This is a genomic window from Alcanivorax sp. VBW004 (assembly GCF_009718865.1).
Taxonomy (GTDB): domain Bacteria; phylum Pseudomonadota; class Gammaproteobacteria; order Pseudomonadales; family Alcanivoracaceae; genus Alcanivorax.
This window is the reverse complement of record NZ_WNHC01000001.1, coordinates 1,974,331-1,995,148: the sequence shown is the minus strand read 5'-3', so window position 1 is coordinate 1,995,148 and position 20,818 is coordinate 1,974,331. Positions and strand designations below refer to the sequence as shown.

23 protein-coding genes and 2 tRNA genes are annotated in these 20,818 nt (G+C 59.1%); 5 read left to right on the top strand and 20 right to left on the bottom strand.

Going from position 1 to position 20,818, the window contains the following annotated elements; all coding sequences use genetic code 11:
- Positions 1-45 precede the first annotated feature (45 nt).
- The 4 genes from F1529_RS09150 to F1529_RS09135 all read right to left on the bottom strand — a co-directional run bounded on the left by F1529_RS09150 (position 46) and on the right by F1529_RS09135 (position 2,330).
- Entirely contained in the window at positions 46-891 is an 846-nt protein-coding gene (locus F1529_RS09150) for a DUF72 domain-containing protein (protein ID WP_155134004.1), read from the bottom strand.
- On the bottom strand, positions 888-1,349 hold the full coding sequence (locus F1529_RS09145) for a hypothetical protein (RefSeq protein ID WP_155134001.1): 462 nt from the start codon (positions 1,347-1,349) through the stop codon (positions 888-890). The genes F1529_RS09150 and F1529_RS09145 overlap by 4 nt, the downstream gene beginning before the upstream one ends.
- Positions 1,350-1,460: 111 nt before the next feature.
- Positions 1,461-1,537, bottom strand: a tRNA-Val gene (locus F1529_RS09140).
- A 97-nt stretch (positions 1,538-1,634) separates the two neighbouring features.
- Positions 1,635-2,330: a GntR family transcriptional regulator gene (locus F1529_RS09135; RefSeq protein WP_063521337.1), complete on the bottom strand. Its 696-nt coding sequence runs from the start codon at positions 2,328-2,330 to the stop codon at positions 1,635-1,637.
- Positions 2,331-2,524: 194 nt separating this feature from the next.
- Here F1529_RS09135 and F1529_RS09130 point away from each other — a divergent pair, with 194 nt between their 5' ends.
- Positions 2,525-3,070, top strand: coding sequence for a hypothetical protein (locus F1529_RS09130; protein ID WP_155133995.1), 546 nt, complete (start codon positions 2,525-2,527; stop codon positions 3,068-3,070).
- A 425-nt stretch (positions 3,071-3,495) separates the two neighbouring features.
- Here F1529_RS09130 and F1529_RS09125 read toward each other — a convergent pair whose 3' ends face one another.
- The 6 genes from F1529_RS09125 to dapA form a co-directional block, all read right to left on the bottom strand.
- Positions 3,496-4,002, bottom strand: a complete 507-nt coding sequence (locus tag F1529_RS09125; RefSeq protein ID WP_196220385.1) for a hypothetical protein — start codon at positions 4,000-4,002, stop codon at positions 3,496-3,498.
- 143 nt (positions 4,003-4,145) lie between these two features.
- Positions 4,146-4,379, bottom strand: a complete 234-nt coding sequence (locus tag F1529_RS09120) for a DUF6726 family protein (protein WP_007149847.1) — start codon at positions 4,377-4,379, stop codon at positions 4,146-4,148.
- Between the two features lie 74 nt (positions 4,380-4,453).
- A complete protein-coding gene (purC, locus tag F1529_RS09115) occupies positions 4,454-5,170 on the bottom strand; it encodes a phosphoribosylaminoimidazolesuccinocarboxamide synthase (RefSeq protein WP_007149062.1) in 717 nt (238 codons plus the stop codon).
- A 26-nt stretch (positions 5,171-5,196) separates the two neighbouring features.
- Complete coding sequence (locus F1529_RS09110; protein ID WP_155133989.1) at positions 5,197-5,970, bottom strand: MBL fold metallo-hydrolase; 774 nt, start codon at positions 5,968-5,970, stop codon at positions 5,197-5,199.
- Positions 5,970-6,587, bottom strand: coding sequence for an outer membrane protein assembly factor BamC (gene bamC, locus F1529_RS09105; RefSeq protein ID WP_155133986.1), 618 nt, complete (start codon positions 6,585-6,587; stop codon positions 5,970-5,972). Before bamC ends, F1529_RS09110 begins: the two co-directional genes overlap by 1 nt.
- Positions 6,584-7,468 (bottom strand): 4-hydroxy-tetrahydrodipicolinate synthase, encoded by an 885-nt coding sequence (dapA, locus tag F1529_RS09100; protein WP_039926965.1) that lies wholly within the window; start codon positions 7,466-7,468, stop codon positions 6,584-6,586. The genes bamC and dapA overlap by 4 nt, the downstream gene beginning before the upstream one ends.
- Positions 7,469-7,818: 350 nt before the next feature.
- Here dapA and F1529_RS09095 point away from each other — a divergent pair, with 350 nt between their 5' ends.
- Both F1529_RS09095 and bcp read left to right on the top strand, forming a co-directional pair.
- On the top strand, positions 7,819-8,346 hold the full coding sequence (locus tag F1529_RS09095) for a glycine cleavage system protein R (RefSeq protein ID WP_155133983.1): 528 nt from the start codon (positions 7,819-7,821) through the stop codon (positions 8,344-8,346).
- A gap of 66 nt (positions 8,347-8,412) precedes the next feature.
- The gene (bcp, locus tag F1529_RS09090) at positions 8,413-8,901 is read left to right on the top strand and encodes a thioredoxin-dependent thiol peroxidase (RefSeq protein ID WP_155133980.1); all 489 of its coding nucleotides are present in this window, start codon (positions 8,413-8,415) and stop codon (positions 8,899-8,901) included.
- Positions 8,902-8,967: 66 nt separating this feature from the next.
- Here bcp and F1529_RS09085 read toward each other — a convergent pair whose 3' ends face one another.
- Both F1529_RS09085 and F1529_RS09080 read right to left on the bottom strand, forming a co-directional pair.
- Complete coding sequence (locus F1529_RS09085) at positions 8,968-10,059, bottom strand: AI-2E family transporter (RefSeq protein ID WP_007148403.1); 1,092 nt, start codon at positions 10,057-10,059, stop codon at positions 8,968-8,970.
- Positions 10,059-10,340 carry a sulfurtransferase TusA family protein gene (locus F1529_RS09080; RefSeq protein ID WP_196220436.1) on the bottom strand — a complete coding sequence of 94 codons (282 nt, stop codon included), beginning with the start codon at positions 10,338-10,340 and terminating at the stop codon, positions 10,059-10,061. Before F1529_RS09080 ends, F1529_RS09085 begins: the two co-directional genes overlap by 1 nt.
- A gap of 107 nt (positions 10,341-10,447) precedes the next feature.
- Here F1529_RS09080 and F1529_RS09075 point away from each other — a divergent pair, with 107 nt between their 5' ends.
- Positions 10,448-11,884, top strand: a complete 1,437-nt coding sequence (locus F1529_RS09075; RefSeq protein ID WP_230457748.1) for a M48 family metalloprotease — start codon at positions 10,448-10,450, stop codon at positions 11,882-11,884.
- A 125-nt stretch (positions 11,885-12,009) separates the two neighbouring features.
- Here the strand turns inward: F1529_RS09075 and nadA are convergent, their stop codons facing one another.
- The 7 genes from nadA to F1529_RS09040 all read right to left on the bottom strand — a co-directional run bounded on the left by nadA (position 12,010) and on the right by F1529_RS09040 (position 20,002).
- On the bottom strand, positions 12,010-13,059 hold the full coding sequence (gene nadA, locus F1529_RS09070) for a quinolinate synthase NadA (protein ID WP_155133977.1): 1,050 nt from the start codon (positions 13,057-13,059) through the stop codon (positions 12,010-12,012).
- Between the two features lie 165 nt (positions 13,060-13,224).
- Positions 13,225-14,520, bottom strand: coding sequence for a cyclopropane-fatty-acyl-phospholipid synthase family protein (locus tag F1529_RS09065; protein ID WP_155133974.1), 1,296 nt, complete (start codon positions 14,518-14,520; stop codon positions 13,225-13,227).
- Positions 14,521-14,546: 26 nt separating this feature from the next.
- The gene (locus F1529_RS09060; RefSeq protein WP_155133971.1) at positions 14,547-15,326 is read right to left on the bottom strand and encodes a DUF1365 domain-containing protein; all 780 of its coding nucleotides are present in this window, start codon (positions 15,324-15,326) and stop codon (positions 14,547-14,549) included.
- Positions 15,326-16,594 (bottom strand): NAD(P)/FAD-dependent oxidoreductase, encoded by a 1,269-nt coding sequence (locus F1529_RS09055; protein WP_155133968.1) that lies wholly within the window; start codon positions 16,592-16,594, stop codon positions 15,326-15,328. Before F1529_RS09055 ends, F1529_RS09060 begins: the two co-directional genes overlap by 1 nt.
- Positions 16,591-18,096, bottom strand: coding sequence for a deoxyribodipyrimidine photo-lyase (locus tag F1529_RS09050; RefSeq protein ID WP_155133965.1), 1,506 nt, complete (start codon positions 18,094-18,096; stop codon positions 16,591-16,593). Before F1529_RS09050 ends, F1529_RS09055 begins: the two co-directional genes overlap by 4 nt.
- On the bottom strand, positions 18,093-18,995 hold the full coding sequence (locus F1529_RS09045; protein ID WP_155133962.1) for a MerR family transcriptional regulator: 903 nt from the start codon (positions 18,993-18,995) through the stop codon (positions 18,093-18,095). Before F1529_RS09045 ends, F1529_RS09050 begins: the two co-directional genes overlap by 4 nt.
- Entirely contained in the window at positions 18,992-20,002 is a 1,011-nt protein-coding gene (locus tag F1529_RS09040; RefSeq protein WP_230457747.1) for a DUF523 and DUF1722 domain-containing protein, read from the bottom strand. The genes F1529_RS09045 and F1529_RS09040 overlap by 4 nt, the downstream gene beginning before the upstream one ends.
- A 223-nt stretch (positions 20,003-20,225) precedes the next feature.
- On the opposite strand from F1529_RS09040, the gene F1529_RS09035 reads away from it, so the two are divergent.
- Positions 20,226-20,618 carry a DUF2493 domain-containing protein gene (locus F1529_RS09035; protein ID WP_007148944.1) on the top strand — a complete coding sequence of 131 codons (393 nt, stop codon included), beginning with the start codon at positions 20,226-20,228 and terminating at the stop codon, positions 20,616-20,618.
- 91 nt (positions 20,619-20,709) lie between these two features.
- Here F1529_RS09035 and F1529_RS09030 read toward each other — a convergent pair.
- Positions 20,710-20,785, bottom strand: a tRNA-Lys gene (locus F1529_RS09030).
- Positions 20,786-20,818: the final 33 nt, after the last annotated feature.

The window sequence follows — 20,818 nt, the reverse complement described above, 5'->3', positions numbered from 1 at the left end:
AACTCGCTTCTTTGTCATCGCAGAGAGAGTCATCTCAGCGTTATCTCAGAACAAACCTGGCTGACTCACCTGCTGCCCCAACGCCAACGGTGCAAGCCACGGCAAACGTTCCGCCAGCATCTCGTGCCATAGCGCAGCCAGAGCCAGCGCATCACCATTATCCGGCATGTGAATAAACACATAGGGCTGCTTGCCCGCTTCGATCCAGCACACCACCCGTTCAACCCAGGGCGCGAGAAAGAGCCGGTTGGCCTGCAAATCCGGGTGGCCCACGTACCGAATCACCGGCGCCACTTCACCCGGCAACACATGTACCGGCAGCCGGGGCTTCTTGCGCTGGGCATCCCGTGTTGCCGGGTCCTCAGCAGGGGCAGCAAACAATGCCCGACTGTCAAAACAGACCCGGGCAAGCTGACGCTCCCGCAAACCACCGTTAAGTGCCTTTTCCGCTTCGCCCTTGGCGAAAAAATCCCGGTGGCGCACCTCCACCGTACAATCCAGCGATGCCGGCAACGCCTCCAGAAATCGCCACAGATCCGCCAGATTCGATGGACCAAAGGCCGCAGGCAACTGCAGCAGGAATGGGCCCAGCACATCGTTCAGCGGAGCCAGTCTGTCCACAAACGCCCGTACCGGCTCCTTGCCGCCCCGTAACAAATCATCATGGGTAATCTGTCGGGGAAATTTGAACAGGAACCGAAACCCCGCCGGTACCTGGGCACGCCATTGCTCACACTGACGGGCTGAGGGCGTAGCATAAAAAGACGTATTGCCCTCGACCGCATTGAACACCTGGCTATAACGCCCCAAGGGGCTGTTGCCAGCAGGTAAACGCCCATCCCAGGCAGGATGCTGCCACTGCGGGCACCCCAGAAAATAAGGCCGCTTCATGCAACACCTGGGTAGAAATGGTGCTCCCGGAGAACCCTGCGCACCTGTTCTACACGGGCATTACTGAGCTGGCGATAGTCAGGGTAAGGGGTTAACAGCAAGCGTCTTTGCGGGTCCACAGCAATCTCCGCAGCGCCGTGCAATGGTCGGGCGTGGTGCCGCAAGCCGGTAAAGCGCAGCAGGTTTTCCTTGCCACCAATCCAGTGCCAGCAAGGCCCCTGAGCCAACACCGGCGCAAAACACAGCGCCGTCTCCTGAAACAGCGCTTGATCCCGGTAGCGCCGCCAATCCTCCGCCACCGGGCACGCCACCTTGGCCAGCAGATTCAGGATCTTTCGCCAGTGATTGGAGTTGGCCGCCACCAACGCGCCCACATCCGGGACCATTCCCATGGGCCGGTGAGGCAGATACAGCATCAGTCCTGGCCGGGCAGCACCCAGGTAATCCGAGTCAGGCATTGCAACCCTCTCCTGCTTGAGACGTTGATATTCTACCGGGCGCGATACTGAAGGAGCGAAAACGAAAAAGGGCCTGCCGCACCGCTGCGACAAGCCCTTTTCGTTTGTATCTGGTAGGCACGAGTGGATTCGAACCACCGACCCCCACCATGTCAAGGTGGTGCTCTAACCAACTGAGCTACGTGCCTAAAGAGGGTGGCAATTCTATGCAGCTTGATCCGTCAGGGCAAGACCCTCGTTGCAGATTGATGGTCATCCCTCAAATGCCATTATCCCAACGCCGCATTACTTGCGGCGGCGCGAGCCCCAGGCGGTTTCAATCTGACGTGCGCGGGTGATGGACTCTTCCACCAAATCCGACTGATGCTCGGCAAACTCGCGGATAATCTCCAGGGCCGAACGCACATCACGACGGAAAATGGTTTCCACCAGCGCCTTGAAGAACGACAGGCACTCCTTGATTTCATCCGGCTCCAGATGCAGGGCCATAAAGTAAGCCCGCTGCATGGCCGGCTGCATATTGATCAGAACATCTTCCACGAAGACATTGCGGGCGAACGGATAGACATGCTCCAGAAAGCGAAAGCTGAGGGTAAAGAAAACATCGTGGTCGCGCTCCTCCGCCGCCACTTGCAACCCGTGAACCAGCTCAATGAACGAATCCAGGTCTTCTTCGCGCACCACCTTAATGGCCTTGCGAATCACCAGCCCCAGCAACACCTGCATGACTTCATACAGGCTGCGCACATGGGCTTCGGACATTTCTTTCACCACCGCACCCCGGCGCGGCAAAATGTCGATCAGCTGGCGGCGCTGTAAAATCAGTAGCGCCTCACGCACAGATCCCCGGCTGACATCCAGCTCCCCTGCAACACGCAGTTCCTGAATGCGATCACCGGCCAACATGTCGCCATGGATGATTTGCTGAGCGAGATGCTGGGCAATTTGCTCAGAGAGGCTTTCCTTCGCTTTGAAGCTCACCGAACCCCCGGTACTTGTTGAACAATCCAATTAGGTTTGTCCGACTATAGTACACAAGAAAGCCACCACCAAGTACTGGATTTGCCAACCATCCCCCGCCAGTATCAAATGCATCAGTGCCATACTGACCAAGCCACAGCACGGATTCACCCACAATAAGAACTGTGACCACACCCAATACCGGGCGGAGCTGCATGAACAAGGAATTGATCACCCAGTTACCCAGAGTCGAGCAACTGTTTGACCAATACGCAGAGCGTTTTGGCAAACAACAGACGGCATACCGCAACCATGTTTATCGGCTGGTAAACCTGGTCATGGCGCAACGCCCCGTCAATGACGAAGAGCTCGGCAAGCTGCAAGTCGCCGCCTTTTTCCATGATGCCGGCATCTGGCTGGCCGGCACCTTTGACTATTTACAACCCTCCGCCCGGCTCGCTGAACACTACCTTCAGGAAGAAGGCCTGGAAGATTGGAGCCAGGATGTGCGCACCATGATCATGAACCACCACAAAATCAGCCGCTTCAGCCGCAACCATCTCGACCTCACCGAAGTGTTCCGCCGGGCTGACTGGGTTGATGTGAGCCTGGGGCTGCTGCGTTTCGGCATTCCCATGGCGCGGATCCGCTTGATCAAACGGGGCTTCCCCAATGCGGGCTTTCATCCGCTACTGCTGAAGCTCAGCGGCCAGCAACTGCTCAGCCAGCCCTGGCGCCCCTTGCCCATGCTCAAACGATAAAACAGCCCCCGCCAGAACCCTAGGGCGCCGCAAAAAAGTTACTCACAACTTCTGTGGATAACTCTGTGCATAGACTGTCAGGAACTGCCGCCACCGCCTGTCGTGCCTGCCATGTCATTAGAATGATGAAAAAATGGCCACAATATTAAACCGTTTAAAATCAGTAACTTACAAATACGCACTGCAAATCAATAGCTTAGCCTCCAACGTTCACGCATCGGGTGAAATCAGCGTGTTCGCTGTGCAAAACTGTTGCCCGCCAACAGGGCATAAGGGGAAAAAGCAAGAGAAAGGCATGGCTGATTAACGAAAAATCGGGCTTACAGTTTTTACCCGGCGCGGCAGGCAAGCGAAGTGATCAGAACGAGAAAAGCCGCTCAATAAGCGGCTTTTCCATAAAACGGTGATTTCGGGCTCAGCAGCAATCAGCGGCGCAGACTGAAACTCACCCCCAGCACGACCACCGGTTCGATATCCAGATCATACCGATCCCGCTCTTCCTCGCTATCGCAAGCCCTGATGCCACGGTACTCGCCGCACTCCAGCGCTTCCAGCACCCCCACCGCCGCGCTCACGGTCCAGCGCGAGTACGGTTTCACCCACTGGTGGCCCAGTTCAACGCCAGCACCCAGCCGCTCATAGTGGCGCTCGCCACCCAGATCGCCCGCCATCAGGCCCGTGTAGAAGCCCTTCTCTGACATGAGTCCACGCTCCATCTTGCGGCGCCAGCCCGCTACCCAGCGGAACTCTTCCGTATCCAGGCCACTGGAATCCACATAATAGGCAGGCATGCCGTAGAAACTGTTCTTTTCGGTAGCCCATTCGAGGTTAAGCCCGACCAGACCATTGAGATAGCCGATACCGATCAGGGCATCGTCCGCCGCCGCCGACAGAGGCAGCAACGCAAGGAAGGAAAGCAGCCAGCGACGCATGGCAAACTCCAGTTTATTGTTGTTATATCGGGCAAGCCCCGGCAATAAGAGCCTGTATTTTTCACAACCCCCTGGCCGATTACAAGCGCCAGGGCGTCACCCGTAGCCGGCGCAAACGCCGGCCGGGGAAAATTCAGCGTGGATCAGAGCGGGATTTTATCGATACTGTCCGCGGTCCCATCAATGGCCCCGTCGACCTTTTCCAGCGCTTCATCAGCGGCATTACCCGCCACCGGAATAATCGACAGCACCGCCCCGACCACGGAACCGGCCGCCCCCACTAAACGCATGGGCGTAGTCGCCAGCTTGGTGAGGAAACAGCCACTGAGAACCGCGGCCAACAGGCCAATAACGGCCAGACGCATTACGGATTTCATACCTTCTCCTTTTTTTTCTACTTATTATTGGGAGCCTGCCGGCACCGGTCGGCCCGGCAAGCTCATGTCGTTGATCAGTACTCGAACGTCATCCCCAGACGCTTGCCCACTTCTTCGTAGGCTTCTACCACGCCGCCCAACCCCTGACGGAAGCGGTCCTTGTCCAGTTTTTCGCGGGTGTTCTTGTCCCACAGGCGACAACCGTCCGGGCTGAATTCATCGCCCAGCAGCACTTCACCATTAAACACGCCAAATTCCAGCTTGTAATCCACCAGCAGCATTTCACCGTCCAGAAACAGCTGCTTGAGCACATCGTTCACCTGGAAGGTAAGCACTTTCATCTGCGCCACCTGTTCATCGGTGGCCCAGCCAAAGCTCTGAATATGGAAATCATTGACCATGGGATCCCCCAGGTCGTCATCCTTGAGGAAGAATTCAAAGGTGGGCGGGTTCAGCTCCAGCCCTTCTTCCACCCCCAGACGACGACAAATAGAGCCGGCGGCGATGTTACGCACCACACACTCTACCGGGATCATGTCCATCTTCTTGACCAGGGATTCCGTGGCGGACAGGGTTTTCTCGAAGTGGCAGGGAATGCCCGCCGCCTTCAGCTTTTCCATGATGGCTGCGTTGAACTGATTGTTCACCGCTCCCTTGCGTGCCAACGCCTCCTTTTTCTTGCCGTCGAAGGCGGAGGTGTCGTCACGAAACAGCATGATCAGCTTGTCCGCGTCATCGGTGGTGTACACAGACTTGGCTTTGCCGGCATACAACTCGTCGCGTTTTTCCATGGAAAGGCCTATTACTCAGGTCAGTATTAATGTACTTGCAGCCAGTCAAACCCTTCCGTCTGGCTGGCAACGCCAATTCGCTCACGCCCCTGGGTAATCACCCGTTCGACCGCATCCAGTGCGTGCCGGGACGTGTTGTTCTGTTCGCTCAGGTGCGACAGCACCAGATGTTGCAGGCGATCCACATTGGCCTGGCGCAGCAACGCCGCCGCCTGATCATTGCTCAGATGCCCTAACATACCACCCACGCGCCGTTTCAACGATGACGGATAGGGGCCAGACGCCAGCAACTGCGGGTCGTGATTGCATTCCAGCACCAGTGCATCGCATTCCCGGTAGGCATCCACCACGTGAGGAGTAATCGCTCCCAGGTCCGTCAGCACCCCCACGGTGCGTTGCTGCCAGGAGAAACGGTACTGGCAAGGTTCGCGGGCATCGTGGGGCACCAGCACCGGCAGTATTTCCATGGCTCCCAGGCCGAATGTGCGGCCGGGGCGGATTTCCTGCCAGTCGGCACCTTTCAGCGTCGCGCGCTTGTCGTGCACAGCGCTGGCCGTGCCAAAGGAGCTATACACCGGACAGCCCACCTTGCGGGCCAGCGCCCCGGCGCTGCGAATATGATCGCCGTGTTCATGGGTGACCAGAATCGCGCTAAGCTGTGCCGCCGTCAGGCCCAGCCTCCCCAGCCGCGCCTCGGTTTCTTTCACCGTGAAACCGCAATCGATCAGGACCAGGGTATCGTCAGCCTGCACCAGCGTGGCATTGCCTTTACTGCCACTGCCCAGTGACGCCAGCTGCATTAATCGAGCTCGTCGTAGATTCGCTCGAGAATGGCCAGCCCCGGGGTTTTCTCCACCAGCGCGGTGCCTTTCTCGTTCAGGACCGCCACCTGGATACCGTTGGTGGTGTGGCTCAGTTTCAGCTGTGCTTCACGGGCCCCGAGTTCATAACGGTTGGGTACCTTGAGATAGAAAATACCCACTTCGCGATCACGGTCACCCACCTTCAAATCGGTTTTCTTCAAGGCATCGCCCACATATTCCCACGCCCAGGCGTACCGGGTGGACATCATGATGATCGGGTAGCCGTTGCCGTCACGGCCCAGCAGCGCCCTGGCAGACTCCCCTTCCGGAGCGGGCTCATCGTTTTCCTTGTCCGGCGCATTCCCCAGCACCACCAGTTGCGGCGGGCGTGGCGGCTCGAAACGGTCTTCATCTTCACGGGGAGCGGTCAACCGCTCATCCTGCCTCGGCACCGCGTAGAGCGGCTGCTCACCAATAAAGACATCACCTTCCGGGACCTTTATCGGGTCCGTCACGTCCGCTTTACGGTATTCCAGGCTGCTGTCCGGTAACCAGCTACACCCGGTAACCAGCAGGGCGAGCGCAAGGGGGGCAAGCAACGCCGCTTTCTTCATTTAACCTCCAGCAGGCCGCATTGGCGCATGGTTTCACGCAACCGCGGCTGGGCCGCTTCTGACAGCGACACCAGCGGCAGCCGGATGCCTGCGTCAATCAGCCCCATTTCAAACAGTGCCCATTTCACCGGGATCGGATTCGCTTCAATAAACAGATCACGGTGCAGGGGTTCCAGTTCCGCATTCAGTGCACGGGCTTTATCTGCATCACCGGCCAGGGCCGCCTCACACATGGCCGCCATTTTCGCCGGAGCCACGTTGGCAGTCACAGAAATATCGCCATGGCCGCCAGCCAGGATAAAGTCCAGGGCGGTGGCGTCATCGCCGGAGTAAAGCATGAAGTCGTCGCCACAGCGCTCACGGATTTCGCGGGCCCGCTCCAGGTTCCCGGTGGCTTCCTTGATGCCCACGATGTTAGGCACCTTGCTCAAACGCTCCACGGTTTCCGGCAGCAGGTCGCAGGACGTACGCCCCGGCACGTTATACAGGATCTGGGGGATATCCACGGCACGAGCCACTGCCAGAAAGTGCTGATACAAACCTTCCTGGGGGGGCTTGTTGTAATAAGGCGTCACCAGCAGACAGGCATCCGCGCCATCACGTTTGGCGTCGCGGGTCAGGCGAATGGCTTCTTCGGTATTGTTGGCGCCGGTACCGGCAATCACCGGAATGCGCCCCTTGGCCAGTGCCACCACTTCACGGATCACGCTGTCATGCTCTTCAAAGCCCAGCGTGGCGGATTCACCCGTGGTGCCCACAGCCACGATGGCGTGGGTGCCCTGCTCTACATGCCAGTTAACCAGCGAGCGCAAACGCTCCCAGTCCACGGACCCATCTGCACGCATGGGGGTCACCAAGGCCACTATGCTGCCGCGAATCATGCCTGTCTCCTGTTCTGCGCAAACGCTATGCGCCAATTAACCGCGACGCTTCCTGCCAGCAGGCGCTATCGTCGACCGAAGGGCGCTATGGTAAACCTCGCCCCCAAGGCGGACAAGACGCGAGTCCTTCGTTTCCCCCTGCAAAAGCAAGAGGAAGCGAAAAACGGCAACGCCTTGAGGGCCCAGGGTTAAGACCACCCACACCGGCAAGTGTTCAGTACTGGATGAACTGGGTAGACTGATTGGCCATACACGCCCCTGCAGAGGGCGAATGCAGCCCGGCATGCCGATGTCTATCCCCCGGTATTGCAGGGCCATAAACAAATGGCCACCACTGATGGAGAGCAGCCATGGACCAGTTGATTGTCATTTCTGCCCTGGGCACGGACCGGCCCGGCATAGTGCAGGCCCTGTCCAAGGCCGTGCTGGAATACGATGGCAGCATCATGGATTCGCGCATGACGGTGCTGGGCGGCGAATTTGCCGTGCTGATGCTGGTCGCCGGCAACGCAACCACCCTGGACAACCTGGAAGCCGGGCAGCAGCAACTATCCGAACAACTGGACCTGCTGATCACGCTCAAGCGCACCCGCGCCCCGGATGCTCGCCCTGCCGCCCTGCCCTATGAGGTAGAGGTTGTCGCCATGGACAACCCCGGCATCGTCCATGAAATCGCCAATTTCTTTTCCGCGCGCAATATCAATATTGATGATTTGCATACCGGTACCTACGCTGCGCCCCATACAGGCACCCGCATGTTCAGCCTGCAGCTGGTCCTGAGCATGAGCGCGGAGCACTCCGTGGCCCAGTTGCGCGATGCGTTCCTGGATTTCTGTGAAGCGCGCAACCTGGACGCCACCATGACACCGAAGCGTTAAAATCCGCAGCACGCTTCACGCAGCAAGCAAAAGACATCAACCAAAACAAGGGAAATAGACACAGACATGGCACACCCCAAGATTGGCAATCTGGCCCCCAACTTCAAACTGCCGGATCAGGACGGCAACCTGATTGAATTGCGATCCTTCAGGGACAAGAACCCGGTGGTGATTTTTTTCTACCCCAAGGCCCTCACCCCGGGCTGTACCACCCAGGCCTGCGGCATTCGCGATACCAAGGCCGAGCTGGAAAAGCGTGGCGTGGTTGTGTTCGGTATCAGCCCGGATGCGGTTGCTCGCCTGCCCAAGTTTATCGACAAGCATGACCTGAACTTCACCTTGCTATCCGACGAAGATCACGCCACCGCCGAAAAATACGGGTGCTGGGGCATGAAAAAGTTCATGGGCAAGGAATTCATGGGGCTCATCCGCACCACGTTTATCGTCGGCAAGAATGGCAAGTTGCTGAAGGTGATGGACAAATTCAAAACCAAGTCTCATCACGAGGATCTGCTGGCAGAACTGGATGCGCTGGGGATTACGCCTAACGCCTGATGCCCAACGCCTGGCGCTGCAGTGACGGAAGCGTGTCGTCTTCCGGCGTCAGGCGTCAGGCGTTTATCAAGCCTCTGGCTGCGCCTCCAGCTTCCCGGGAGAATAATCCGCCTGCCGGGGCCAGGCGTTGATCACCGCCTTGATCAGCGTGGCCAGCGGGATGGCGAAGAACACTCCCCACAACCCCCACAACCCACCGAACAACAGAATCGCGGTAATAATCGCCACCGGGTGCAGGTTCACCGCCTCGGAAAACAGCAGTGGCACCAGGATATTGCCGTCAATGAACTGGATAATGCCGTACACGATCATCACCAGGGCGAAATCGCCGCCCCAGCCAAACTGCACGTAGGCCACTGCGGCCACCGGCAAGGTCACCACGGTGGCGCCGATATACGGCACCACCACCGACAACCCCACCAGCACCGCCAGCAGCACCGCGTAATTCATGTCCAGCAGCACAAAGGCAATAAAGGTCGCCCCGCCCACCAACAAAATCTCAATGGCCTTGCCCCGCACATAGTTGGCAATCTGGCCGTCCATTTCCTGCCATACATGGGAGAGGATCCGCCGCTTGCGGGGCAGAAAACCCAGCATCCAGTTCACCAGGGTTTCCCGGTCCTTCAGAAAGAAGAACACCAGCAACGGCACCAGCACCAGGAACACCATGATTTCCACCAGGTTCGGGATCGACGCCAGCGACAGAGTCAGCACCCCTTGCCCGGCTTCCGCCACTTCCCGCTGAATCACCGCAACAATGGAATTCACCTGTTCCATGGAAATGATTTCCGGGTAATGCGCCGGCAACCCCCGCAACCAGATTTCCCCGTTCTTGAGCACATGGGGCAACTGGTCCTGAACCAGCAGCACCAGCTGCCGCCAGACCATGGGCAACAACACGACCAGCGTGGCAATTAACAGCCCCATAAACAGCGTGAACACCAGCCCCACCGCCAGCATGCGTTTCACACCCCGGCGCTCCAGCGCCCCCACCAGCCCCTGCATCAGGTAAGCGACCACCATGGCCGTGAACACCGGAGCCAGCATGCCGCCGAAGAACGCGATGGTCAGACCAATGACCAATAGCAGGACAACCAGATACACCGCTTCTTCATCCGAGAAGTAGTTATCGGCCCAGTTTCTCAATATGCGTAGCATCAAGGCTCCTGTGTGCCGCAGCGGATAACAAAACAGTAGCGGCCTTTGCTTTCCTGCATGCGAACTAGCTCATGACAGGATTGTCTCAGATAGGCAGGGATATCACTGGCTGAGCCGGTGTCCGTGGCGATCACTTCCAGTACTTGCCCGGCGCGGAGTTGCCGTAACGCCTGCCGGGTTTTCAATAACGGCAGTGGGCATTGTAACGTGGAGGCATCCACATGGAGATCAACCATTTGTTCGAATACAGGGTTTTCAGTCATTGTAATCGCTTCATTCATCGCCGCCCTGACGGCATTATAGTCACAAGCCGGGCATTGAATCAGTGCCCGCATAGCGATACCCGGAATTTCATGACCCGTTACTCGTCGCTGGACGGAGCCACAATTTGTTGACGCTGTTTTTACGTACTTTTTTGCTGTTCGGCTGCTGCTGGCTGGCCAGCCCGTCCGCCGCCGATGACAACCTGCCGGTACTCGGGGACCCCACTGCCGCGCTGATGTCTGCCGATCAGGAATACCGCCTGGGTCGGGCCTGGCTGCGCGGCCTGCGCGGACAGACCTCCATCATGTCTGACCCCATGGTGCAGGAGTACGTGGAAAGCCTGGTCTATCGCCTGGCGTCCTACAGCGACCTGAAAGAGCCGAACCTGGATATCGTGGTCATCAACAGCCGCCAGATTAACGCCTTCGCGGTGCCCGGCGGCGTCATCGGACTCAACGCCGGCCTGTTTCTGAATGCAGACAGCGAAGACGAAGTGGCCGGGGTGGTTGCCCACGAAATTGCCCACGTGAGCCAGCGGCACTTTGCCCGCCGCTATCTGGATTCGAAAAAAATGAACACCGCCGTGCTGGCCGCCATGCTGGCCAGCCTGGCCGTGGCCATTGCCGGTGACGGGGAAGCGGGCATGGCCGGCATTGCCGCCACCCAGGCCGGCGCCATTCAGGCCCAACTGGCCTACTCACGCCAGAATGAGCGGGAAGCCGACCGCGTGGGCATGCAGACCCTGGCGGCCTCCGGCATGGACCCTGGCGCCATGCCACGCTTTTTCGAACGCATGCACGATAGCCAACGTTTCTCCGGCGATCCGCCGGAGTTCCTGCTCACTCACCCGGTGACCGAAAGCCGTATTGCCGACAGCCGGGCACGGGCTCGCACCCTGCCTCCGGCACGGCTATCAGTATCCACCGGCTTTCTGCTGGCCCAGGCGCGGCTCAAGGCGGGCTTCATCACCTCTGATGATCAGGCCATTGAATACTTCAAACGCTACAGCAACGAGCGCAGTGCCCTGGGCCTGAAAGCGGCGCGCTATGGCCTGGCCCTGAGCTATCTGCGAGCCAACCATTACGATCAGGCCCGGGAGTTGATGCAGGGGCTGGCCGACCAGTATCCCGACGAACTCTGGTTCCGCCTGGGGCTGGCAGAGGTGGCGCTGGATGAAGGTAACTACCCACTGACCATTCAGGAAACCGAGTGGGTACAACGCATTTCTCCGGACAACTACGCGGCGTCCATCCTGCAGAGCAAGGCTTATCTGCGCAGCAAGCAGCCGGAGAAGGCCCTGCCGCTACTCAAACCGCTTGTCCATGAGCACGCCAATGATCCGCACATCTGGGACCTGGCCGCGGATGCCTACGGCAACAGTGGCGATACCGTGCGCGCCCTGCATGCCCGCGCCGAAAGCCAGTTTCTGCGCGGCAACGACCCCAAGGCCCAGCAACAAATGCGTTATGCCCTGCGCGATGCAGAAAATGACTTTGCCCTGTACAGCAAACTGAACGGGCGTTTACGGGAAATGAAGCGGTTATCCGAAGAGGAATTTTGATGAAGAGCGGGAATGAAGAACGAGGCACGAGAATCCGCCGGGCTTTCGCCTGTCGCCACTCGCACCCCGTAACCGCCTGACCCAGCAACCTGTTACGCAGATCACCTGGTCAGGCCCGGGTTATTCTACCCTTTCAGGGATTGGCCGAAATCGAGCATGCGGTTCAGCGGCACCATGGCTTTCTCTGCCAGGTCCTCGTCCACAAAAATCTCCTGGCCCATGCCGTTTTCATCTTCCAGCACCGCCAGCATGCTCTGCAGGCCATTCATGGCCATCCACGGGCAGTGGGCGCAACTGCGGCAGGTGGCGCCGGCCCCTGCGGTCGGCGCTTCAAGGAAGGTTTTTCCCGGCGCCAGTTGCTGCATCTTGTAGAAAATGCCTTTGTCTGTAGCAACAATAAAGGCGTCATTATCCATTTCGCAGGCAGCCTTGATCAGCTGCGACGTGGAGCCCACCACATCCGCCATGGCCACCACTGACGCGGGAGATTCCGGGTGCACCAGAATGGCGGCATCCGGGTACGCCGCTTTCAAGTCGTGCAAGCCTTTGGCCTTGAACTCTTCGTGCACGATGCACGCGCCGTCCCAGCACAGCACGTCGGCGCCAGACTTGTCGCGCACATAGCCACCCAGGTGCTTGTCCGGCGCCCACAGGATTTTTTCACCGTTGCTGTCCAGGTGTTCGATCAGTTCCACTGCAATAGAGGAAGTGACAACCCAGTCAGCACGGGCCTTCACTGCAGCAGACGTATTGGCATAAACCACCACCGTACGGTCCGGGTGCTGGTCACAGAAGGCAGAGAATTCGTCTTCCGGGCAACCGATATCCAACGAACAGGTGGCTTCCAACGTCGGCATGAAAACGCGTTTTTCCGGGCTGAGGATCTTGGCGGTCTCACCCATGAACTTAACCCCGGCCACAATCAGCGTGGACGCAGGGTGGTCTTTACCGAAACGGGCCATTTCCAGGGAGTCGGAAACACAGCCACCGGTTTCTTCCGCCAGAGACTGGATCTCGGGATCTGTGTAGTAGTGCGCCACCAGCACCGCATCGCGCTGACGCAACAGCGCCTTGATCCGGTCACGATAGGATGCACGCTGCTCATCGCTGAGCGTGTCGTCCGGCTCCACCTTGGCCAGGTGTGCCTGGACCCGTGCTTTTGCCTCTGCAGTCATTGCCTTACCGCCCGGGGTTCCCCCCTGATATCAACAACTTGGAAAGTTAATACGAAAAATAAGGCGGGCATAATACCACAACATCAAAGAACCGCTGAATCGCGGTCAATGACTCGCCCTGTAGAGACAAAAATGGGCGCGTGAGCGGCGCTTTTCAAGCCTTCCTTAAGCCTGCGAGGGAGACTTACAGGAAGGCCTGTAGGCGGGACCGGCGGCCAACAGATGTACCGTGCTGATCGCCCGTTCCAGGAAAGCCCCTTCGCAATAGCACAGGTAGTACTCCCACATACGCACGAACCGCTCATCAAACCCCAGCTCCCGAATGCGGGGCAAGGCACCATGAAAACGTTGCCGCCAGTGATTTAGGGTCAGGGCATAATCGTGACCGATGTCATGCAACTCCGTGGCCACCAGGCGAGTATGGCGGGTCAGGTTATCGCACATCACCGACACGCTGGGCAGGAAGCCGCCCGGGAAGATGTAACGCTTGATGAAATCCACCTGCTTGAGCGCGTAGTCAAAACGCTGATCCGGCACGGTGATCGCCTGAATCAACAACAGCCCTTCCGGCTTCAAACGTTTGCCGAGCACATCAAAGTATCCCGGCAGAAATTCTGCTCCTACCGCTTCAATCATTTCCACCGACACCACACGATCGTATTGGCCGGTGAGTTCACGGTAATCCTTTTCCAGAATGCTGATGCAGTCATCCAACCCGGCATCGGCCACCTGTTGGCGGGCATAGCGGGCCTGCTCACGGGAGATGGTTGTGGTGGTAACGGTGACGCCATAATGCTGTGCCGCATGCAGGGCCAACCCACCCCAGCCGGTGCCAATTTCCAGCAGGGTCATTCCCGGCTGCAATTGCAGGCGCTGACAGATCAGCTCCAGCTTGTGCACAGACGCTTCTTCCAGAGACGCATCCGGGCGGGGAAACACCGCACTGGAATACATCATGGTGCGATCAAGAAACAGGCTGAAAAAGTCGTTACCCAGATCATAGTGGGCAGAAATATTCCGGCGGGAACCTTGCAGCGAATTACGGTTGTAGCGATGCAGCATTTTCAGCGCCGGCTTGGACAGGGCCGCAAAGCCGCCTTCCAGGGCTTGCATTGCATCCACATTGGCCGCGAAATAGCGAATCACCTTGATCAGGTCCGGGCTGGACCAGCCTTGCTCCATAAACGCTTCCGCCGCCCCCAGCGCTCCACCGCTCATCATCATGCTGTAGGTGCGCCAGTCGGCCAGCACGATGTGCCCCAGGTCATTAGCCTGAGCATTATTGCCCCGCACCGCGGAGCCAAGCATGACCGTATTGCCATCCGGCTCATCGATACGCAGGCCACCCCGGGGCAGTTTCTCAAGCTGATTCAACACCAGCGTGCGCGCCACCGATTGCGGCCAACTCAGTGTGCCGGCCTGGTCACCTTTATTGTCAGAAGCTTTATCGCCAGACAGCATGTGTCTCACTCCCTGTTTCCTTGATCTCAGTCATCGCGCTTGCCAGCGGGGTGGCCATGGAAGACCGCCCCCTTGCGCCACAGTTTGAAGGCCTGCCAGTAAATGCGTTTCAGCGTGGCCAACCCCTGTGCACCAAACCGGAAAATGCCCTTGCCCATCATCGCCGGTTCTGACGCAAATAATTGCAATTTCACCCCGGCCTTGAAGACGGGAACCTGGTTATCCCGGTCCTCTAACCCTATTCGCAGATCGGGTAAGGCAACGTGAAGATCCCAGTGGTATTGCAGCAACATGGGCAGGAACGGCGAGACATGAAAGGCTTTGGGGTGATCGACCACCAGGGCGTCGTTATCACCACGAGAAAAGGTGAGCGGGTAAAAGTGGCGTTCCCGCCAGGGCGTATTCTGCACCTCGGCAATCATGCTGTCGGGCTGGCTTTGCCCTTCAGGAAAATGCAGGTACAGCACCAGAGGATTGAACAGGGAACCAAACGTACGCCACTGCCCCAGCATAAAGGTGCGCCCCCGGGACCAGTCCAACCCCAGAGTGACCGCTTTTCCCCGCACTTTTTCCGCCAACGGAATGCAACGGCCATCCAGGTAGTCCCGGTCACGAAACGTCACCGGTCGCCAGGCGCGGCCCCAGGCCCAGTGTCGCCCCAGCAGCTCATCAATTTTTTCCAGATCGCACCAGACCATCCACAGCGGGTAGTCAAAGCGATGCGTAAAGGGTTGCAAGCGCTGATGCCAGACCCGCCCCTGGGCAATGGCACTGGACATCACCGCCTGCTCTGCCGAGGCACGCATTACGCAGCGCTCCCCGGCTGCGCTGCGCCAGCAATGCCTTCCACCACGTTCAACGCAGACACCACGCCATCTTCATGAAAGCCATTGCGGCACCAGGCACCGGCAAACCAGGTACCCTGTTTGCCGTTTTCTTTCAGCAATTGCTCGCGGGCCGCCACGGTATGCGGAGTGAACAGCGGGTGCGCAAAACGGTAGCGGGCCAGGATCTGCTCTTCATCAATAAGATCGGTGGCATTGAGCGTCACACAGAACGTTTCCGGGGCGCGGATGCCCTGCAGGATATTCATGTTGTAGGTCACCTGGACCCGCTCCTGATCCTGTTCAAACAATAGAGCATTCCAGCTGGACCAGACCCGCTCGCGACGGGGCAAAAGCCGGGCGTCCGTGTGCAAGACCACCTCGTTATCCTGATAACCCAATTGCGACAAGGCGTCTTTTTCTCGCGCATCCGGATCATCCAGCAATGCCAAAGCCTGGTCGCTGTGGCAGGCCAGCACCACCTGGTCAAAGTGCTGCTCTTTGCCCTGTGCGGTGACGTGCACTCCGCCATGATCTCGACGTATCCCCTGCACCGGTGTGGCGACATGGAACGCGGCATCACAACCGTCCACCAGCGGCTGCACATATTGATTGGAGCCACCCGGCACCACAAACCACTGCGGGCGATCATTCAGCGACAGCAGGCCATGGTTCTGGAAAAACTGAATAAAGAACCGGGCAGGAAACACCTCCATCTGCTCCAGCGAGCAGGACCAGATAGCACCGCCCATGGCCAGAATATAATCCCGGGAAAAGCGCTCACCGTAACCGTGCTCGCGCAAATATTTCCCCAGCGGAATGTCTCCCTCTGCGCTATTGAGCAAGGCCGGCGCCTGCTTGTTGAATCGCAAGATGTCACCAATAAAGCGCCAGTGTGATGGGCTGAAAAGATTGCGTTTCTGGGCAAACATGCCCCCCAGCCCATCGCCACAATATTCCAGCCCGTTCTTCTGGTCACTCACCGCAAAACCCATGGGCGTCGGCTGCCCCTGTATGCCCAGCTCATCCAGCAGGCGCAGATAGTTCGGATAGGTGCGGTCATTGAAGACGATGAATCCCACATCAATCGCGTACTCCCCGTGGGGCCGGGAAACCGGCACCGTACAGGTATGGCCGCCCAGATAGTCATTGGCTTCAAACACCTCAACCTGATGGCCCGCTTTGGACAGATACCAGGCGGCGGTCAGCCCACTGATCCCGGCTCCGACGATGGCGATACGCTGACTCATGCTTTTCCCTTTCCGTTGTTATCCCTGTTGTCATCCATAGCCGAGCCCATGGATTGCTCCTGATCAAACTGTGTCTTTGCTGCCTTGAACGCGGTGGTCACCCGCTCACGCACCCCGGCATGGGGCACGATGGGCGGCGGATAATCCGGCGCCAGTAACGGTTGCTTCCAGGGCTCATGGATTTGCTTGCTATCCAGGCCTCGCAATTCAGGTACCCAGCGGGCAATGAAACGGCCCTCGCTATCAAAGCGCTGCCCCTGACGCACCGGGTTGAAGACCCGAAAATAGGGCACCGCATCCGTGCCCGCCGATGCGCTCCACTGCCAGCCACCATTGTTGGCGGCAAAATCCCCATCCATCAGGTGGGCCATAAAGAAGGCTTCTCCACGACGCCAGTCCAGCCAAAGATGCTTGCTGAGAAACATGGCTGTCACCATACGCAGCCGGTTATGCATCCAGCCGGTGGCAACCAGCTGACGCATGGCCGCATCCACCAGCGGGTAACCGGTACGCCCTTCGCACCAGGCGGCGAAGCGTTCGTCATCCTGGTCCCATTGCAACAGATCGGTCTCAGGACGAAATGCCTGTCCGCGGCTGACACGGGGAAACTGGGCCATGATCTGCCGATAGAAATCCCGCCAGGCCAATTCGCCGATCCAGCACGTGGCGCCGTCACGGCTCCCCGCATCCGCCATGGCCTGGCTTGCCGCACGGTAGCAGCTGGCCACGGACAAGGCCCCTGCGGATAACGCTGCCGACAAACCACTGGTGCCTGCAATATCGGGAAAATCCCGCTGGCGGCGATAACCCGCCAATGCCTGTTCCACAAACTGGTCGAGCTGCTGCCAGGCGGCCTCTTCTCCGGGCTGCCACTGCTGCGTTAGGGCCTCAGGGACGCTCAGGGCTTTCAGGGCCTTGTCCACCACCGCAGCCCCGACAAAGTCACCGCGGTGATCAGATTGTGGCGGAGCCGGCGTCACCTCCGGGTGATGGTCCGCCATCCAGACATCCCAGCGTTTCTTGTAGGCACCAAACACCGTATAGGGCGTGCCTTTTCCGGTACGCAATGCTGCCGGCGGCACCAACACCCCGTCGTCGAATCCTTGCAGGCAAACACCCTGCCCACGCAACCGCTCTGCCACCGCTTTGTCGCGCTGTTTTTCGTTCAATGGGTACTCACGATTGCAGTACAGATGCGTCACACCGTGCTCTTGGGTAAACCGGGCCAGCACCTCCGGCACCGCAGCAAAGGTATCCGCCTCCAGCACATGCAGATCAATCCCCCGGCGAGCCAGCGCCTCCCCCAGCTCACGGACACTTTCCAGCACATACCAGCGCCGTAACGGCGCCACTTGATGGCGGTCCCATTGCCCCTGGCACAGACAGTACACCGCCAGTGCACGTGGCCCGGACACGGCTTCCCCTGAGGATTCCGACAGGGCGGCCTGCAAGGGCGAATGCGCGGCCACACGCAGGTCATTGCGATACCAGACCAGGTTCATGTCGTGCTCCAGGTGTGTTGTAGCCGATCCAGTTCGCTCAGCAGCGCCTGCCGGCGGCCGGTGAGCAGTGATACCTCTGCCGGCAATGGCAGCTGAGAAACATCCATTCCCCAGCACGCTTCGGCAAGTCCGCGAGCGGACGCGACGCCCATTTGCTGGCGCTCTGCCGCCGTCGGCCAACGATCCAGCACCCACAACACGCCTCCACCCCGCTCGGCCAGCCCTTCGAACACGCTGCGCAGCTCGCCGGCAGACAGATTTGCCCCCAAACACCAAAGCGGACGGTTCAATACCATCGCCAACTCCAGAGCCGGCAAGGCGCCGCCCACCGGCACCAGCAGCCAGCCCGCTTGCCGGCGGCGTGGCGCCAGCGACAACGCCCGCGACGACCACTTAGCCACCAGCACGCTATCCAGCACGGTCAACAGCCCGCCCAGCGACGGCGTGGCCGCCAGTTGCGCCCGCAACGGATCACAAAACTGCTCCAGCACCAGTGCATGGCTGTAATCGTTCAACAGCCCGTTCAGCAATTGCTCCAGACGGCGGGTATTAAGCGATTCCAGCGCTGCCATAGCCGCAGTGGCAGCCTCCTGCCAGGGGCCATCGCTCGACTCATAGCGAGCACTGTCCGCCGTGTCCGGCTGGGCCAGCAAGCCGCTCACCTGACTGATCGGCACGCCCCGCTCCAGCCACTGCTGAATCTGCTGGATACGGGCCATATCAGCCTCGCTGTAACGCCGGTGCCCCTTCTCGGTCCGGCCAGGGGACAGCAAGCCATAGCGGCGCTCCCAGGCCCGCAGGGTGACCGCCGGAATACCGCAGCGCGTGCTGACCTGCTGAATACTGACGCCATCGGCTTGCGGAGCAAGCAGCGGGGAAACCTCCACCGAGTCACTCATACCCGGTTTCTCAGGCCCAGCGGATCGGGGTACGGCGACAGATAACGCTGCTGGGCCAGGTACGGCTGGTCCGTTTTGCGCAGCGCCCCGCGCAGCAACGTCATCGGCACCACCAAGGGCACCTCTTCACGCAGGTAAGCATCAATCTGCTCGTTGATCAGTGCCCGGTCCGCATCTCCCAGGTCCTGGCGCAGAAACCCGGCCAGGTGCTGCAAGGTATTCACATGCGCCCCGCGGGAGACCCGCTTCTTCATGGCGGTCATAACCGCCTGGATATAATCCCGGGCAATGTCCTCCAGGGGGCGCGCCTTCATATCCGCCAGCATGGGGCCCAATTCACGGTAGGTTTTCTGACAATGGGCCAGTAACTGGAATTTGTGCCGGCTGTGGAAGGCAATCAGCTGCTGGGCGGTAAGCCCCCGCTCCATCATCTGGCACCAGTCGTCATACAGAAAAACGCGCTCAATGAAATTCTCCCGCAGGGTCGCATCATTCAATCGCCCTTCTTCTTCCAGCGGCATCAGCGGGTAGCGCTCTGCCAGCGCCGCCGCGAACAACCCGCTGGCATCACGGCGCTGCACATTGCCGGCAGCGTTATAAACACGGATTCGCTCCATGCCACAGCTGGGGGATTTGGCCATCAGGATATAACCGCGCAGGGGGGCCAGAGACGGCAGCGTACGGTCAATAAAATCCTGCATCAGCGCGGTGCAGTCACGCTCGCCATCCGTGGTCAGCAGGCGCAGGGCCTCGCTGCCCGGCTCCTGTTCTGCCTGGGCAGGCTCGACAAGATGCATGGCCTTGCGCGGCGCCGGCATCCCCGCCCCCATTTCGGGGCACAGCGAGCGGAATTCAAAGTACGACGACAGCACCTCGGTACAGTAGCGGGAATGCTTATGCCCCTTGTCATGGCGCACCTCCAGGCCCATCAGACAGGCACTGATCCCCACCGGAATACGCATCCCGGGCAACGTCGACAACGATGATGATGATTGAGCACTGTCCATGGAGCGACCTCACTGGTTGCATGAAAGAGCATCACGATGCATGGGCTCTTTCATGTTGTACACGAAGTAAATCTTGTACAACTTTAACCTGTCACTCTGTCAACGACCTGTGAATGCGGCTATCCATCTATCCATCACGTGCCTGCAAGACAACAATCACAAAGGTGCAATCGCCGGGCCCTATGCTTATACTTCCCGCAACACTGACATTATGGACAGTATAATGCGTATTCTTGTCTGCGGTGGCCGCGATTTTGACAACCATGCCCTGCTGGAGCAGACCCTCTGCCGCCTGCACCGGGATGACACCCTGAGCCTGTTGATTCACGGCAACGCCAGCGGCGCCGACCGCCTGGCAGGCCAGTGGGCCCACAACCACGGCATCGACCAGGTGAGCTACCCCGCCAACTGGAAAGCCCACGGGCGGGCCGCCGGCCCCATGCGTAACCGCCGCATGCTGCATCATGGTCGCCCACAGGGCGTCATCGCCTTCCCTGGCGGGCGCGGCACTGCACACATGGTGGAGCTGGCTGAATTGGCCGGCCTGCCTGTGTGGAAGCCCGCCGAGGAACACGACAACCGCTTGTTTCAACGCACTGGCGAACTGCAGCGCTGATCGATCGCTGCCCGCACGGAACATCGGAGGGAGAGAGAAGCTGGGAGGCTGAAACGAAAAAGGGCCCGCCGTAGGCGAGCCCTTTTAAATATGGTGGGTCGTGCTGGATTCGAACCAGCGACCAATTGGTTAAAAGCCAACTGCTCTACCAACTGAGCTAACGACCCGCTCCCGAAGGAGGCGCAAATAATACGGATTTA